Here is a 15,648-nt window from a genome sequence, read left to right as displayed (position 1 = left end):
AAAATCAACGATTTCGTCCATCCAAATGACCGCAACCGTCGACGAAATCCTTGCTCTAGATGGACGAAATCGTTGATTCGCGAGGATGGCGGAGGCTCGCCTTAACCAAGGATGACGGGCAATGCTAACGAGCCGACCAAGATGAGTACCACGAGGCCGAAAAAGACTTTGGCCTGCCACCGGGCATAATTAAATGACATTCCCGTACCGAAGCGCTTATCTACCAGTACCGCCGGATCATCCGGGTTGTAATATATTACTCCCCATTTATAGAGGTGGTCATTGTCCGGTGATTCTTTGTCTTCATCAGCGAAGTGAATACCGCGCAATTGTTCGGATAACCGGGATTGCTTGTAGAGAAGAAATACAACTAGACCGATGCTGCCACCAATGGTGAGAATCAGCATTGTGGTGATCGCGGCGCCGTTGAAGCGTTGATAATGCGGGATAGGGCCGGTTACCTGCATCAGCGCCATCCCGGCGCTGATGAGCAGGGTGAGGACTCCCATGCCGGTGTTCGTCAGGGCGAGGTTTGCTTCGTTACGCAGCCGCGCTTTAATGCTGCGCTCAGAGCGTGGGGACACCTCACTATGCGCGATAAAAGAGCAGATAATGGCAAATAGGCCCAGCAATGCTAAAGCGACGAATGAGGAGAAAAATACGCTCCCAATTGATTTGTCGCTCCAATTGTCGGCCTCCATGGATTCATTCCAGTGCACGGGAACGGGGTCCGGAATGGCGGACCAGTGGGAAGCGACGATGATGGCACCGGCCGCGATGCACAGCAGGGAAGAGAGCATGGTTACCCACGGAAAGGTCGGGGTAGGGATGCCGCGAAATTCGGGCGCATCAATGGCTGTGGTGGAAACACGGGCAGCGATGCTGGTTTCAACCTCGTCGAACCAGCCGCCCGCCTTTTTAGCCGCGATGATACGGCGGCGTTGGGACGCATAAGCCCACATGCCACCGAGCGCCACCACGAGGGAAGGTAGTGCGGCTAATAACGGCAGTTTCCAGGCAAAGAGGGACATGGCCGTTGCCACGATGCCGCAGCTCCACGTGCGTATCTTGAATCCGGCGAGGGCGGAGGTAACCGCAGGATCAGAAAGATAAGCCTTGGGCACGCGCACTCCGAGCGGTGTGCCAGGTGAGGCCAGGGAGGGGGCTGTGGCCATGATCCAGGTGATAACCAGGGTGGTGGCGGCCATTATGAGTGTGAAAATCATGGTGATACTTCCAGGTCATTAAGGGTGGAGCTGAGTCGAGCGTGGAGCTCATCTGGGCTAAAGCCTTGGGCGCGGGCGAGTGCGACTATGCGGCTTAATTGCTCTTCCAGTTGTTTTTCTTGCGCGGTGGTGCGAGCACCAGGCCTGACGATGGAGCCGGAGCGTCCGGCGGTTTTACAAGGTCCTCGGAAACCAAGAGGTCGTATGCCTTCTTCACGGTGGCAGGGTTAATGCCTATATCCTTGGCAACGCGGCGGACGGGATCTAGCTTGTCGCCATCGGAAAGCTGTCCGCGAGCGATAGCCAAAACGATTTCATCGTGAATCTGTTGAAAAACGGGGACGTCAGATTCGGGGTGAAGGGTAATGAACATCTGTCACCTCCAATCTTTTTCTGTATTACTTGCTGTAACACAAGCTGTATTATTTTATGTGGTACAGAAAAGAGGGCAAAAAGAATCCCAGGTACCTGCGACTTAATGCAGTGACGTACCTGGGTTGCGGGGCAGGGAGACTAGAGAAAAAGGGCCCCAGCGATGGCAGCAATACCGTAGCTCCCGCGCATGAAGTAACCGAAGACCTCGGGAGAGAAGGAGGCGCCGAAGCCGCCGGTATCGATGATATTCATGGTGGTAACGCGTGCGGGACGGGAGCGCTTAAAAGCGGTGTAACTAAGCCCCAAACAACATGCTGCGAGCGTGAACAGGGACAGCTTCCACACGGTGGCGATGAAGGCGGTGCCGACAACGGCAGCACCTGCGGTGGCAGCCAGTGGCAGTCCCCAGTCGGGCCACGCACCATCGACGATGCGGCCGAAGGAGGCGGCGCGGCCAGTAGCGGCGCCGACAATGGTCCAAGCGGCAGCAAATCCAATAAGAGCAAGGCCGCCGAGCTGAGGTGCTAGCGCTAGGGTCAGTCCCATGACGGCGACCGCACCGAGGGGGATGTACCACCGGCGAAACAGGCGCCGAGCAAAGAGGAGACTGAGCGAAGCCGTGGCATGTGAGCGCGGGCGCAGGCGAGCGGATTGGGAGGCGATAGCATCGGCAGAAACCTCAGAATCCAGTAGCCCAAAGGAGGACGAGCCGATGGCACGGGTACGGCCCGCGCGGAGGAGCGAGGCGAGTTCGAAGGATCGCCAGCCGATGGCAAACCGCAGCAGGGGGAGGGTTATCGCCGCATAGAGTGGAAGATGCAGCGATGCACACAGGGCAAGACCTAGGAGGCTCACGCCGGCGAGCTGGGCAATAGACAGCTTATCGACGCCTCCCATGCGCCCCCGCGGCCTATCCGCATAGACCCAACGCCCGAGCGAAAGGCTGCGCAGCGGATAGAGCGCCTCGAGGAGGATGATGAGGGCGAGCGAGCCGAGCCCGGCACCAATGGTCGCGGTTGCGGGCAGAGCAGCGGCCGTGCGCTGTGCTAGCGAGGGCAGAAGCGCTGCAGCATTGTGTCAGGCGTAGACGCTGACGCTCGCGATAAGTGCCGCGATGAAGGCGTAATAGATGGCTGAGGAAGCTGTGGAAGAAGTTTCATGAAATCTTCACTACTTCGTCGCAGGCAGCGAAGATGGCCGGAGAATGGGAAGCGAGCACCACACAGCGGCCATTGGCTGCCAGGTGGCGTAGCTCCTCGGCCAAGAAGGCGGTCCAGGTGTGGTCGAGGTGGCGCTCGGGTTCGTCGATAAGCAAGGCTTTGGCCGGCTGATAAAGCTGGGCTGCGAGGTAGACCCGCTGGCGCTGGCCAGAAGAAAGGCTGCTGACAGCGGAGTTCCGGATGGCGTCGTCGATGGCCCAGAGCTCATGGACCTCGGCAAAGTTTACGCCGGAGCGGCGGGATAGCAAGCTAAAGTGCTCACCCACGGTGAGATCGGGGAGGAAGACTGGGTCCCCGACGGAGATGACGGAACCGGCCGCCGCAGCGCTACCGGGCGCGGCACCGTCGATGAAAACGGTGCCATTTAGTGGGGCAATCTCGCCGCTCAACGTCTGCAGCAGCGTAGATTTACCCGCACCATTCGGGCCTTTTAGGCCGTATACGCGACCGGCATTAAAGCTGCGATTGAGGTGCCCCAAGGCGGCGGAATGTCCGTAGTCTGCATCTATTGTCAACATCGTTGCCAGGTTAGCAGACAGGTGGCTGGCCCTAGGGGGCGGTAGCTTTGATGCGATTCAATTGTTTCAGGAAGTAATCTTGGATTAAAACCTTGGGTATGATTGTGCGTTCCTGTTCTATTGATGGGCTTGGCTCCTTGTGCCTGGCATGTAAGTCACAAGAGCCTGTCTAGAGGTTTTAGGGTGCCGTAATCTCTCATGGCGAATCGGATCACAGGTTTCTCTTTCTCGTCGAGCCCAGTATTTGATTCGGGATAGATTGCCACACACAAACCATTAGACACTCCCACTGCCGAGGTTCTTTTAGGCCGGTGGGGCAAAATGAGCGCGAACGCCGAGGATCCTCCGATGGGCTAAGCTAGCCCGATCTTCGCGCTGAGAATGCTCGTCTGCGCCGTGAGCTGACACAAACTCCGTACGGTTCAAGGTGTATAAAGCTAGAGGACGCAACCAATTAATTGTGTCGCTGCATACCTAGTTCGCGGAAACGTCTAAAAGCAACCGCGTTTGGCCATTTTCGGCCCTGATTTTTGTGGAAACGCGGTTGCTTTTGGGAAATTTTGGCGTGATTAGTTATCGAATCTGGCCGGGCGGGTTAGAGAACCATTGGTGCAACGATGACGCCGACGATGGCGGCATTGAGCATATTGGTAAGGAAGCCACCGAAGAGTGCGCGCGGGCCAAGTTTTGCTACTTCACCGCGGCGCTCAGGGATGAGGCCACCGATGGAGCCAATCTGGATGCCGATGGACGACAGGTTGGCGAAGCCAGCGAGGGCGAAGGAGGAGATCAAGATGGCCTTATCGCTGAGCTCATCGACGCTTTCACCAAAGGCGGTGTAGCCAACGAACTCGTTAAGGATGGTCTTTTGGCCGATGAAGTTACCCACCTCGAGGGCCTCGTTCCAAGGCGTACCGATAAGCCAGGCCACTGGGGCGAAGATGATGCCGAAGAGGCCTTCGAGCGACCAGTTATCCTGGCCGAAGAGGGAACCAATGCCGCCGAGGATGGCAGAGAGCATCACGATCGAGGCGATGAAGGCGATGAGCAAGCAGGCAACCGAGATGGCGATCTTACCGCCGGCCATGGCACCGCTACTGATGGCATCGATGATGTTTTTGGATTCGGTATCGCGAACGTCTTTAACGGTAGCGTCGAGGTTCGTCTCTTCGGTCTCTGGCATGAGGCCCTTGGCGACGAGCAGGGAGCCCGGCGCATTCATGAGCGATGCGGCGAGCAAGTACTCCAGGGGCGCACCCAAGAGCGAGTAGCCGATCAACGTGGAACCGGCCACGGAGGCAAAGCCGCCGACCATGCAGGTATAAAGCTCGGATCGGGTGAGCTTGGGCAGGTAGGGCTTAATTACCAGCGGTGCCTCGGATTGGCCGAGGAAGATCACGGTGGTGGCCCAGACCGATTCCACCTTGGAGGTGCCCATGAGCCACTTGATGGCGGATCCGACGTATTCCACGAAGTACTGGATAACCCGGAGGTAGTACAGGGCGGCGATGATGGCGCCCAAGAAAATGATCACGGGCAGCACATTGAGGGCGAAAACGAAGTCATCACCGAAGAGGCCGCCGAAGACGAATTGGGTGCCTTCGTTGGTAAATTCCGTGAGCTTAGTTAGCCCATTGGCGATGCCCTTGAGGGCTTTGAATCCAGGTTCCCACGCGAGGACCAAGAAACAGAAGACCACCTGCAGGACAAGGCCCACGCCAATGGTGCGCCACTTGATATTTTTACGCGAGCTCGACAGGACGTAAATTACTGCAAGAATGGCGATGATGCCGAGCAATCCTTGTAAGCGTTCCATATTTTCTGACCGTTCTTTGAAGGGACTTTTTAATTAGAGTGACTCTGGGCCAAAGGAGAGGGGGAGGATCTCAGCAAAGTCATGGCTCCGGGGCTTTCCATCGACGGAGACGATGACGCGCTCGCAGTTAAACTCCCGCAGGACCTGGCGGCAGGCACCGCAAGGGTAGCAAGGTGCGGACTTCAAACCGACGATAGCAACCGCTTTAATCTGCGGAATGCTGGGCAAGTGGCCATCGGTGGCCGTCACGTCTGCGGTGGTGACCATGTGTGCGGCGGCGTTGCGTTCGGCGCAAATGCCTAACGGGCTGGAGGCGTTTTCGACGTTGGAGCCGGTGACAATGCGGCCATCGGCAAGCAGCAAAGCCGCACCGACGGGGAAAGAGGAATAGGGCGCCCAGGCGTGGTGGGCTGCTTCTTCTGCGAGGTTGAGCAATTCGGCATCGGTGGGAGGCGAATCCGGGGTGGTGTTCATTGCGGTATGGGCTTTCTTTGTACGGGGGTGAAGAGCGACTGCGTTAATTCTCCAATAGAACAAAAAAAAATACTCGTTGACATCTGTTCTATAGGGAATAATAATTGGACGTGGTGGAGTGCACAACCACTGTATATAGTGCAGTAAATCACATTATGTGCTTGTATGTTTCGGTTTCCAAATCAGTACAGGAGGAGTCGTCATGGCCGAGAAATTCGATGCGGTAGATGTTATTCGTACCAAGCGCGACAAGGGGGTGTTTAGCCCGGAGGAAATCGACTGGGTCATCGATGCCTATACGCGCGGGGTCGTGGGAGATGAGCAGATGGCCGCGCTCAATATGGCGATCTTCCTCAACGGCATGAACCGCGAGGAAATCTCGCAGTGGACCAAGGCGATGATCGCCTCCGGTGAGACAATGAGCTTTGAGTCCTTGTCCAAGAAGACTGCGGACAAGCACTCCACCGGTGGTGTTGGCGATAAGATTACGCTGCCTCTCGCGTCTCTCGTTGCCGCTTTTGGCGTCGCGGTTCCGCAGCTTTCCGGCCGCGGTCTGGGCCACACTGGTGGCACCCTGGACAAGCTGGAGGCCATCCCTGGCTGGCAGGCGGATATTTCCAATGAACGATTGATGGAAATCCTGGAGGACCCGGGCTGCATCATCTGCGCGGCAGGCTCTGGACTGGCGCCCGCGGATAAGAAGATCTATGCCCTGCGCGATATCACCTCCACCGTTGAGGCGATTCCGCTTATCGCTTCGTCCATCATGTCGAAGAAAATCGCTGAAGGTACCTCGTCGCTGGTTCTCGACATCAAGGTGGGCTCCGGCGCCTTTATGAAGGATGAGACCTTGGCCCGCGAGCTGGCGCAGACCATGGTGGACTTGGGTAATGACGCCGGCACGGCTACCACGGCACTGCTGACGGATATGTCCACCCCGTTGGGCCGAAAGGTGGGCAACGCCCTCGAGGTCGAGGAATCCGTCGAGGTCCTGGCAGGCGGCGGGCCAAGCGATGTCGTCGAGCTGACCCTGGCCCTTGCGTGCGAGATGCTGGAAGCGGCCGGCGTGCACGATGCCGACGTGGAAAAGGCGCTCAAGGATGGCCGCGCCATGGATAAGTGGAAGCAAATGATTAAGGCGCAGGGCGGAGACCCAGACGCCAAGCTTCCCGTGGCTACACATACCCACGATGTCATCGCTGAATCCGATGGTTACCTTACCGAGCTTGATGCCCTGTCCGTCGGCGTGAGCTCCTGGCGCCTGGGCGCTGGCCGTGCGCGGAAGGAAGACCCGGTACAGGCAACCGCGGGCATCGAATTGCACGCGGTCAAGGGCGAAAAGGTATCCAAGGGCCAGAAGCTTTTCACCCTGCACACGGAAACCCCAGAGCGCTTCGAGCGCTCCCTTGAGACCTTGCAGCAGGGCTTTAAGATTACCGACGCCCCGCTGGATAAGGAGCGCCAGATCATCCTGGACCGCATTGGCTAAATCAGGATTAATGGAAGAGCAATCGACCCGATGACGATGACCGCTATGACGGCGAGGAAGGCCTTCGCCTGCCATGTGGCGTAGTTGAAGGACACTCCGACGCCTAGGCGCTTGTCCACCAGCACCGCTGGGTCATCGGGGTTGTAATACAGGATCCCCCATTTATAATGTTCGTCATTATCGGGGGACTCTTTGTCTCCATCCGGAAGTTTCACCCCGCGCAGCTGATCCTCGAGCTGCGATTGGGCGCGAAGTATCATTGCCACGATGGCTATGGTGCCGCTAATGGTCATCACCACCATGGTGATAAAGGAGAAGCCAGCCAGGTCCTGATAGCTCGGTACCGGGCCGGTTATCTGTATAAACGACAGCCCGAGGGACATGAGAAGCAGCAGGACGCCCATCGCTTCGTTGGAGGCTGTAAGGTTTGCCTGATTGCGTAGCCGCGCCTTGATGGAGCGCTCCGAGCGCGGGCGAACCGCGGTGCGTTGGATAAGCCAGCAGATGCCGGCGAAAAGCAACCACATTCCCAGCGCGATAAACGTGATGAAAAAGACGCTGCCGATGGACTTGTCGCTCCAGCTATCCGGCTCCAAAGAATCATCCCAGTGCACTGGCACGGGATCGGGGATGTCGGACCAATGGGCGGCGACGATGAGAGCACCGGCGATGATGACCAGCAAGGAACCCAACATGGTCAGCCAGGGAAAAGACGGCGTTGGTACATCAATATCTTGTGTGGCGTCGGCGTCCCGCTCCGCTACCTGGGCGCTGACCGCGGTTTCTACCCCGTCGAACCAGCCGCCGTCCTTCTTGGCCGCGATGATATAGCGGCGCTGGGAGAGGTAAGCCCACGTGCTGCCGATAATGACCAGCAGGGAAGACAGAGCCGCCACCCACGAGTGGTTGACGTAGAACAGCGAGATAACCGCCGCTGCGATGCCCACAACCCACGTCCGAGTCTTAAAACCAGAAATAGCGTCGACCACAACGGGATCCGAAAGATGGCTTTGGGGAACGCGAACGCCGAGCGGGGCGCCTGGCGCCGCAAGTGCTGGGATCGTGGTCATTATCCACGTTATGACCAGCGTGGTCGCGGCCATGAGGACGGTAAGAATCATGCGAGCTCCTTCAGTATGGAATCGAGATAGCCGTGGAGCTCCTCAGTGGAAAAGCCCTGGGCGCGGGCGAGGGTCGCCACGCGGCACAGGCGTTGCCGAACCTGCTGTTCTTGCGCCGCGGTGTGCGCGCCGGGACGGACGATCGATCCGGAGCGACCCGCGGTTTCGACGAGGCCATCAGCAACGAGCAAGTCGTAGGCGTGTTTTACGGTGGCCGGGTTAATGCCAATATCCGCGGCGACCTGGCGCACGGGATCGAGCTTGTCGCCGTCGAAAAGCTGCCCGCGGGCGATGGCCAGCACGATTTCATCGTGGATCTGCTGGAAGACCGGCGCATCCGCGTCAGGGTTGAGCGTGATAAGCATGAGCTACCTCCTTCCAATAAGTTTTGTGCAACTAATAGTAGCACAGTCTGTATTAGTGGAGGTAATACAAAGCGGAGACTGGGGCCTAGATATGCACCTGCGACGTGAGGCTGAGCTCTTTGCAGAAGCCCTCATTGTGGCTGACCAGCAAGTATGCACCTTTGTAGGACTCGAGGATCTGCACGAGCCACTTTATGGTGGTGATGTCCAAATTATTGGTGGGCTCATCAAGCAAGAAGAATTGCGGGCTGGGATCGGCCAAAAGCACCCTGGCAAATTCCGCGCGGAAACGTTCGCCACCGGATAGCAGGCCGGTGCGGCGGTGCACCTGGTCATCGCGAAATAACAGCTGCGCCAATTGATCGCGGATGAGTTGTGGGGGAGCAGTGGGGTTGGCCTCTGTGACCATCTCTAAGATTGTGCGATCTTCCGGCAAGGTGATTTTCTGCCGCAAATATCCACAGTCCACGCTGTACTCAACGCCGCCCCGCGCAACCTCATTAAGGAACGTGGTTTTCCCGCTGCCGTTTGGACCCATAAGACGAACATGCTCAGGGCCGGTTATATCCACGATGTTACTGGTGAGCACGCGGGTGCCATTGGGCAACTGCGTGCCTGGGAGGTCAAGGTGAACGTGCTCGTCTGGGCGGATCTTATGTTGCGCAGCTTGATAGGCAGCAAATGCTTCCTGCACCGAACCCGATGCCTGAGCCGACCGCTTAGCCGCGGTATTTTGGGCGCGGTTCTTATCGTTTCCCATCGCCATCCCGGGCTTTCGGCGGTTGTGCGAGAAGGCTTTGCCGCGGCGATTGTCCCGGGAAATGCGCACCTGCATCGCCTCGCGCTCGCGCACTTGCTTGCGGTGTTCGGCTTTGGCCTCGCGAGTTTCTGCTTCGGCGGCGCGCTGTTCGGTTTCTATGGCCTCCCGGTAGGCGTGATAATTTCCGGAAAATAACCGCAAACTTCCCGCGTAGAGTTCTGCAATGTGCTCGACATGGGAGAGCAGGTCTAGGTCATGGGAGATGACAAGAATGGGCGTAGAAGCGCTGGAAATAAGGTTGATGACCTTGGATTTTCCTGCTGCGTCCAAGTTATTGGTCGGCTCATCGAGGATGACAAAGTCTGGGTGATCAAAAAAGGCGGCGTTTAATGCGATGGTGACCGCTTCGCCTCCAGACAGCGTACCGATGGTGCGCTCTAGCGGGTAGGGAACGCCTGCGTTATGGAGGCAGGCATGAATCCTGTCTTCGATATCCCAGTCGTTACCAATGGTTTTCAGCAGTTCCTCGGAGTAATTTCCCGCTTCTAGTGCGTGGAGCGCGGCAATCTTTTCCGCCGCGCCGAATACTTCGGCGATGGTTAAGGAGTCACGCAAGCCAAGATCTTGGTCTAGATACGTGACCTCTGGTGCCGTGAATGTGCCCGAGGATGGTGCGATCTGGTGGGACAGGACCTTAGCAAGGGTTGATTTTCCGGATCCATTATCGCCAATCATTCCAGTAACCGAGTCAGGGATTGTTCCGGAAAGTTGGGAAAAGCAGGGCGTGCCGTCTGGCCACGACAGGCTGAGCTGGGAAAAAGAAATCGGCATGAAGAATCCACCTTTAAAGAACGAGTGTGCAAGGGACGTCGTACTAGGCGGAAATCTTCATAGACCTCAACAATAGCAGCTGTGGTGCAAAACACAAGGGCTCTAGCTAAAATTCATCTCTTGCTGGAACCAGAGGCCTGCAAGAGACAGACGCCAGATTAGAAGCGGCGGAAGAACTTACCCTGGGTGAGCTCCTCGAAGCCCGGTAGTGGCGTGGCGGACGCGATACCAGGGGCGGTTTGCTCGGCCGCGAGATCGATAGCGTTAGCAACGAGCAGGTCGTGGGCTCGGTCTGCTTCGTCGCCGGTGCCGTTCGTGGCGACGATGAGCTCGGGGATGTCCTCGGGGTCGAAGGGGGTGAGCCAGGTGGCATCGTCAAGCGGGTCAGCGCCCGGATCCCCAAGGAAGGCTGGGCCCTTGGCGGCGGCGGGGTAGTAGCGCAGGAGCGCGGCCCCCACGGGCTCTACAGTTGGGTCCTCGTTGGCGGCAAGGGGCAAGGCGATGACGCCGCCATCAACGATGGGGGACCAGTCCGCGATATGGGAAGGGAAGAGGCCCGCAAGGTAGTCGCGGTCCTCTTCCTTGGCCAAGCGAACACCAAGAGAAGAATCAGTCATTCTTCCAGGCTAGCTGGCGCGGCTACTTAATTTCCAGCAGCTGCGCGCCCTTGGTGGTGGACGAGCCGGCCTCGACCGCCAGCCCGGTTACTGTGCCGGACTTGTGGGCCTTGACGGGGTTTTCCATCTTCATGGCCTCAAGGACCATGACGATATCGCCCTCTTCTACCTCTTGGCCCTCTTCCACGTTGACCTTGATGACCGTGCCCTGCATCGGTGCGGTCACGGCATCGCCGGACACCGCAGACTTGGTGCCGGCACCCTTGCGCTTTTTCCGCTTGCGCGCGCCGGTAATGCCAAAGGTGGCGGGCAATGCTACCTCGATGCGGCGGCCGTCGATTTCCACGGTGTGGACCTGCGAGGCCTCGGGCGCGCCGGCTTCCGCATCGGTGGAATCATCGTGCGGCGTCAGCTGGTTATCCCACGCCTCCTCGATCCACTTGGTGTAGACATCGAAGGAACCATTTTCCGCGGTAAAGGCGGGATCTGCAACGATGGCTCTGTCAAAGGGCAGCACGGTGGGCAGGCCCTCAACCTGGTATTCATCCAGGGCTCGGGCGGAGCGCCGCAGGGCGGTTTCGCGGTCCGAACCCCAGACAATGAGCTTGGCCAGCATGGAATCGAATTGCCCGCCGATGACGGAGCCCTCGACGACGCCCGAGTCCACGCGGACGCCCGGCCCAGCGGGCTCGGAGTACTTGACGATGGTCCCGGGAGCGGGCATGAAGTCGGCCGCGGCGTCTTCGCCGTTGATGCGGAACTCAAAGGCATGCCCGCGCGGTGCTGGATCCTCACTGAGCGAAAGCTTTTCGCCTTGGGCAATCCGGAACTGCTCGCGCACGAGGTCCAGCCCGGTGGTTTCCTCCGAAACGGGGTGCTCCACCTGCAGGCGGGTATTGACCTCGAGGAAGGAAATCAGGCCATCGGCGCTGACCAAATACTCCACGGTGCCGGCACCGCAGTAGTCAGCCTCGCGGCAAATGCGCTTGGCGGACTCGTGGATGGAGGCGCGCTGCTCGTCGCTCAGGAAAGGCGCCGGCGCTTCTTCTACGAGCTTTTGGAAGCGGCGCTGCAGAGAGCAATCGCGCGTGCCGACGACCACCACATTGCCGTGCTTATCTGCCAAAACCTGGGCCTCCACGTGGCGGGCCTTATCGAGGTAGCGCTCGACAAAGCACTCGCCGCGGCCAAAGGCAGTGGTGGCCTCGCGGGTCGCGGATTCAAATAGCTCCGGAATCTCTTCAGCGGTGTGCGCGACCTTCATGCCGCGGCCGCCGCCGCCAAACGCCGCCTTGATGGCTACGGGCAAGCCGTGCTCATCCGCAAAGGCCTTGACCTCATCCGCGTTGGCCACCGGATCCTTGGTGCCAGGGGCCATGGGAGCTTCGGCGCGCTCGGCGATGTGGCGGGCCGTGACCTTATCTCCCAAAGCGCGGATGGATTGGGGAGGCGGGCCAATCCAGGTCAGGCCAGCATCGATAACTGCCTGGGCAAAATCGGCATTTTCGGACAAGAAACCATAGCCGGGGTGGATGGCATCCGCGCCGGACTTAGCGGCGGCATCCAGAATCTTGTCAAAGACAAGATAAGAATCAGCAGAGGTAGAACCGCCGAGGGCAAAAGCTTCATCGGCCAGCGTGACGAAGGGTGCCTGCGCGTCCGGCTCGGCATAAACGGCGACGGAGGAGATCCCGGCATCGCGAGCAGCACGAATAACGCGTACGGCGATCTCACCTCGGTTCGCTACGAGAACCTTGGAGATCTTCTTGGTTTCTACTGCCACGGCAGTAACCTCCTGAATACACTTCGTTTACTACGGGATCTATTGTTGCACACCAAAATATAAAGTCGTCCGTTTGGCAATGATTGTTACGTTTAAACAAAAATAAACCCACATCGCTGTGATGTGGGTAATTATTGGCCGGACGAAAATCTACTTTTCAATCGGCATATTGACCATGTTGCCCCACTCAGACCATGACCCATCGTAGACCTGCGCCTTTTTAAAGCCCAAAAGGTAAGTGAGCACGAACCACGTGAACGCGGCCTGCGCTCCTAGGTGGGAATACAAAATGGTGTGGGTATCAGGTTCCAGCATGCCGTAGTTGACCTTCAGGTCATCAACGTTGCGGAAACAGGAGTTGGGGTAGGTTGCGCGATCCCATTCCAAGTTGATCGCACCCGGAATGTGCCCGTGGCACATGGTGGTGCCATAAGGCGAGTTTCCATTGGGGTCGAACTCTGTCGCTTCACCTGCGAATTCTTCCGGCGGCCGGGTATCAACCAGGGAGCCGGTTGCCTCGTGTACGTCGGCGACAAAGGCGCGCAGGAGGGAGTCGTCCCGGGTTACCTCTGGATAGTTGGATTCGGGGAATTCTGGGACCATGAAGGAGGTATCGCGCTCTTCTGACATCCACGCATCGCGTCCGCCATCGAGGAGGCGGACGTCTTTGTGGCCAAAGAGGGTAAATACCCATAGTGCGTAGGCCGCCCACCAATTGGACTTATCGCCGTACAGGACAACGGTATCGTCTTCGTGGATGCCCTTTTCCCGCATCAAGCGGGTAAATTCCTCACCGTTGATAAAGTCGCGCGTGAGCGAGCTTATTAGCTCGGTGCGGAAGTTGATCCGCGTCGCCGTGGGAATGTGCCCGATATCGTACAAAAGAGAGTCTTCATCGACCTCGATAACGCGTAACCCTTTAATGCCTAGGCGCGCGGACAGCCACGGAGCGGAAACAAGCCGCTCTGGGTGCGCATATTGCTGGAATGGGGGATAGGGGTCTACGTCTGCCACTGCCCGCCTACCTTTCTAATAAACCTATTTTTTCGCTCCCACTACTTTAACTCGAATTTTCTCGATTTATCACATTGGAATAGTGAAAGTGGTTTTCCATACATAACGTGCGTGGAATGAATTGACTCGGTAGGGGCCGCGACGTTGCGAAGGGGTGAGCTGCGTCAGAGATGGATAAATTTTGGGTTGACGCTGTAACCTGCTTAGTGGCCCCGCGAATTAGTGGCGTGGGACACTTTCCTACCTACCCTGACTACAACTAAAAGGACCAGATAATGGCTGAAAACGACCGCAACTCTGACGCCCCTCAAAGCTTTACACCCCGTGATTTTTCGGAACAACCCCGTCAGAACACTGAAACTCCTGAGTCCGCCGTTCCTAAACCACAGAACGATCAGGCGCAGAAAAATGGTGGACAGGAGCCTCGTGCGCAGGAGGCCAAAGAACCTAGTACGTCTGCTGAGAATGCAGCTTCAACTCCAGGCGGCGATCAGCCTGTAGATGCTGGTTCGGATAAGTCCAGCCCCCAGGATTCCCAATCGTCCGCAGCAGATGCAGAATCCGCATCGCAGGACCATAAATCTGCTACTGATTCGGAGCCCTCGTCCGCAAACTCGGCAGAAAACAACCGCCGGCCTGCTAATGATGCTGGGCCAGACGCCGGGTGGGGCACGGGACAACAATCACAGGAGGCATCGGCTGCAGGCGGGTACAACCCGGAGGCAGGTTCTCACCCAAATTTTGGTCAACCCCCTCAGGGCACTGAGGCCCCTCAAAGCTATGGGCGAGTAGCTGGACAGAACAAACGTGGATTCGGTGCAGCTATGAAGGGCCTGGGGAATAAAAAAGGCCTCTTAGGTGGGCTTTGGGAATTTGAATTTAAAGATTTCATGACTCTGACCCATGTGAAGGCGATCTATGTCGACGCTATGGTGCTGGGCGGAGTTTGGTGGGCTCTCCACGTTCTAGTGGCATTTATTCTAGGGACCATCGTCGGTATAGATGGAATTTCGGAGGGCGAGTTTGGATACGTTCTCCTCAGCTTTATCGGATTCATCGTCCTCGTCCTGCTAGCTACTGTGGTTTTTTATGCTGGGATGGTGATCACAAGGCTCGCCTTGGAAGCGTTAGTGGCAAACGTGCGCACAGCGCAAAACACCGGAGACCTATTGGACAAGGAGTCTTAGGATAAAGACTGGGCACTATGAATTGTGCCTGAAACTCCTATAGATAATGACCCCGCGGCAATCCGCGGGGTCATTTTTATGTGGTGCGCGAAGACGAATGGAAGACGGCAACTCCTATGGCCTAGCCATAAGAACCGAGCATGAACGTCATGTGCTCATTCAAAGCCTTATTGAAAAGGTCAATATCGCCAGAGACTGGTTCCACCGAGTCACCATCAACCTGGAGGCGCACTGTGTGATGCGCGGTGATCCCCGCGGACGTAGTAATTGAGCGCTCTCCCCACGTGAAGTCGACTGCATCGTCTGAGACGCGGCTGACCTTATCAACCGAGTCAAACATGGTGACTTCATTCACGGGCTCTCCATGGACGTATAGGGCCAGTGCATGGCCGACCGATGCTGCGTTATTGTTGGGGCCATTTTTGTCCCCCACCTCACCGTTGAAAGTAATCCAACTGATGGGCGCACAGGGATCGTAGGAGTTGTCGATATCCGCGATCCAAAAGTTGAAGTCATCACCTCTATCAGAGGGCATGCGCCCGGGCGCGGTGCCAGATGCATAGGCTTCCCGGGGATCGTTTGGTAGATCCGCGCATTCGGAATCGGTGGAAGAATCCTTGCCCTTATTATCGTTGGGTTGTTCCGGGGCTTCTTCAGTGGGCGTTTCGGTTACCGTGTGGGTCTGCCCCGAGGTTTCTGGGCTGTGGGTAGAAAATTCGGATTGGGACGAAGCTGAATTAGATTCCTGATCGCCCGAGCCACACGCCGCCAAGCTAAGCAGCAGGGCCGCAGCGAGGAGCGTTATTGCGGCCTTGGAACTTAAGCAGCGGGATATATTTCTAGCAAACATAC

General features: G+C 57.5%; 14 protein-coding genes and 1 pseudogene. 2 read left to right on the top strand and 13 right to left on the bottom strand.

The genetic code is table 11. The features are described from left to right. Window positions 1-179: 179 nt before the first annotated feature. From QP908_RS11885 to QP908_RS04950, 6 genes and pseudogenes are all read right to left on the bottom strand, one after another. Window positions 180-800: pseudogene (locus tag QP908_RS11885) on the bottom strand (DUF1648 domain-containing protein); the annotation flags it as partial. Window positions 801-1,320: 520 nt separating this feature from the next. Next, on the bottom strand, window positions 1,321-1,599 hold the full coding sequence (locus QP908_RS04970) for a GntR family transcriptional regulator (RefSeq protein ID WP_005281564.1): 279 nt from the start codon (window positions 1,597-1,599) through the stop codon (window positions 1,321-1,323). A 140-nt stretch (window positions 1,600-1,739) separates the two neighbouring features. After that, window positions 1,740-2,498: an ABC transporter permease gene (locus QP908_RS04965; RefSeq protein ID WP_239275612.1), complete on the bottom strand. Its 759-nt coding sequence runs from the start codon at window positions 2,496-2,498 to the stop codon at window positions 1,740-1,742. A gap of 259 nt (window positions 2,499-2,757) precedes the next feature. Then, window positions 2,758-3,339 (bottom strand): ABC transporter ATP-binding protein, encoded by a 582-nt coding sequence (locus tag QP908_RS04960; protein WP_005281569.1) that lies wholly within the window; start codon window positions 3,337-3,339, stop codon window positions 2,758-2,760. A 595-nt stretch (window positions 3,340-3,934) separates the two neighbouring features. Beyond that, window positions 3,935-5,155 carry a NupC/NupG family nucleoside CNT transporter gene (locus QP908_RS04955; RefSeq protein ID WP_239275610.1) on the bottom strand — a complete coding sequence of 407 codons (1,221 nt, stop codon included), beginning with the start codon at window positions 5,153-5,155 and terminating at the stop codon, window positions 3,935-3,937. Window positions 5,156-5,188: 33 nt separating this feature from the next. Continuing rightward, window positions 5,189-5,629 (bottom strand): cytidine deaminase, encoded by a 441-nt coding sequence (locus QP908_RS04950; RefSeq protein WP_239270050.1) that lies wholly within the window; start codon window positions 5,627-5,629, stop codon window positions 5,189-5,191. Window positions 5,630-5,831: 202 nt separating this feature from the next. Between QP908_RS04950 and QP908_RS04945 the strand changes: the two genes are divergently transcribed. Then, window positions 5,832-7,118: a thymidine phosphorylase gene (locus tag QP908_RS04945; RefSeq protein WP_284771788.1), complete on the top strand. Its 1,287-nt coding sequence runs from the start codon at window positions 5,832-5,834 to the stop codon at window positions 7,116-7,118. Here QP908_RS04945 and QP908_RS04940 read toward each other — a convergent pair. The 6 genes from QP908_RS04940 to QP908_RS04915 form a co-directional block, all read right to left on the bottom strand. After that, window positions 7,115-8,239, bottom strand: a complete 1,125-nt coding sequence (locus QP908_RS04940) for a DUF1648 domain-containing protein (RefSeq protein WP_239270052.1) — start codon at window positions 8,237-8,239, stop codon at window positions 7,115-7,117. The two genes, QP908_RS04945 and QP908_RS04940, sit on opposite strands and share 4 nt — an antisense overlap. Beyond that, window positions 8,236-8,604 (bottom strand): GntR family transcriptional regulator, encoded by a 369-nt coding sequence (locus tag QP908_RS04935; protein ID WP_239270053.1) that lies wholly within the window; start codon window positions 8,602-8,604, stop codon window positions 8,236-8,238. The genes QP908_RS04940 and QP908_RS04935 overlap by 4 nt, the downstream gene beginning before the upstream one ends. An 85-nt stretch (window positions 8,605-8,689) precedes the next feature. Continuing rightward, window positions 8,690-10,195: an ATP-binding cassette domain-containing protein gene (locus QP908_RS04930; RefSeq protein WP_284771787.1), complete on the bottom strand. Its 1,506-nt coding sequence runs from the start codon at window positions 10,193-10,195 to the stop codon at window positions 8,690-8,692. Between the two features lie 158 nt (window positions 10,196-10,353). After that, entirely contained in the window at window positions 10,354-10,812 is a 459-nt protein-coding gene (locus QP908_RS04925) for a hypothetical protein (RefSeq protein ID WP_239275604.1), read from the bottom strand. A 22-nt stretch (window positions 10,813-10,834) separates the two neighbouring features. After that, the gene (locus QP908_RS04920) at window positions 10,835-12,595 is read right to left on the bottom strand and encodes an acetyl-CoA carboxylase biotin carboxylase subunit (RefSeq protein ID WP_239275602.1); all 1,761 of its coding nucleotides are present in this window, start codon (window positions 12,593-12,595) and stop codon (window positions 10,835-10,837) included. Window positions 12,596-12,745: 150 nt separating this feature from the next. Continuing rightward, window positions 12,746-13,609 carry a sulfurtransferase gene (locus tag QP908_RS04915; protein ID WP_239269345.1) on the bottom strand — a complete coding sequence of 288 codons (864 nt, stop codon included), beginning with the start codon at window positions 13,607-13,609 and terminating at the stop codon, window positions 12,746-12,748. Window positions 13,610-13,884: 275 nt separating this feature from the next. Here QP908_RS04915 and QP908_RS04910 point away from each other — a divergent pair, with 275 nt between their 5' ends. After that, window positions 13,885-14,796, top strand: a complete 912-nt coding sequence (locus QP908_RS04910; protein ID WP_239269346.1) for a DUF4282 domain-containing protein — start codon at window positions 13,885-13,887, stop codon at window positions 14,794-14,796. A 121-nt stretch (window positions 14,797-14,917) separates the two neighbouring features. Here QP908_RS04910 and QP908_RS04905 read toward each other — a convergent pair whose 3' ends face one another. Continuing rightward, window positions 14,918-15,646 carry an LppP/LprE family lipoprotein gene (locus tag QP908_RS04905; protein WP_239269347.1) on the bottom strand — a complete coding sequence of 243 codons (729 nt, stop codon included), beginning with the start codon at window positions 15,644-15,646 and terminating at the stop codon, window positions 14,918-14,920. Between the last annotated feature and the right edge of the window lie 2 nt (window positions 15,647-15,648).

It is taken from the genome of Corynebacterium sp. MSK204, from assembly GCF_030229885.1.
GTDB lineage: Bacteria > Actinomycetota > Actinomycetes > Mycobacteriales > Mycobacteriaceae > Corynebacterium.
This window is presented reverse-complemented; position numbering and strand designations above follow the sequence as displayed.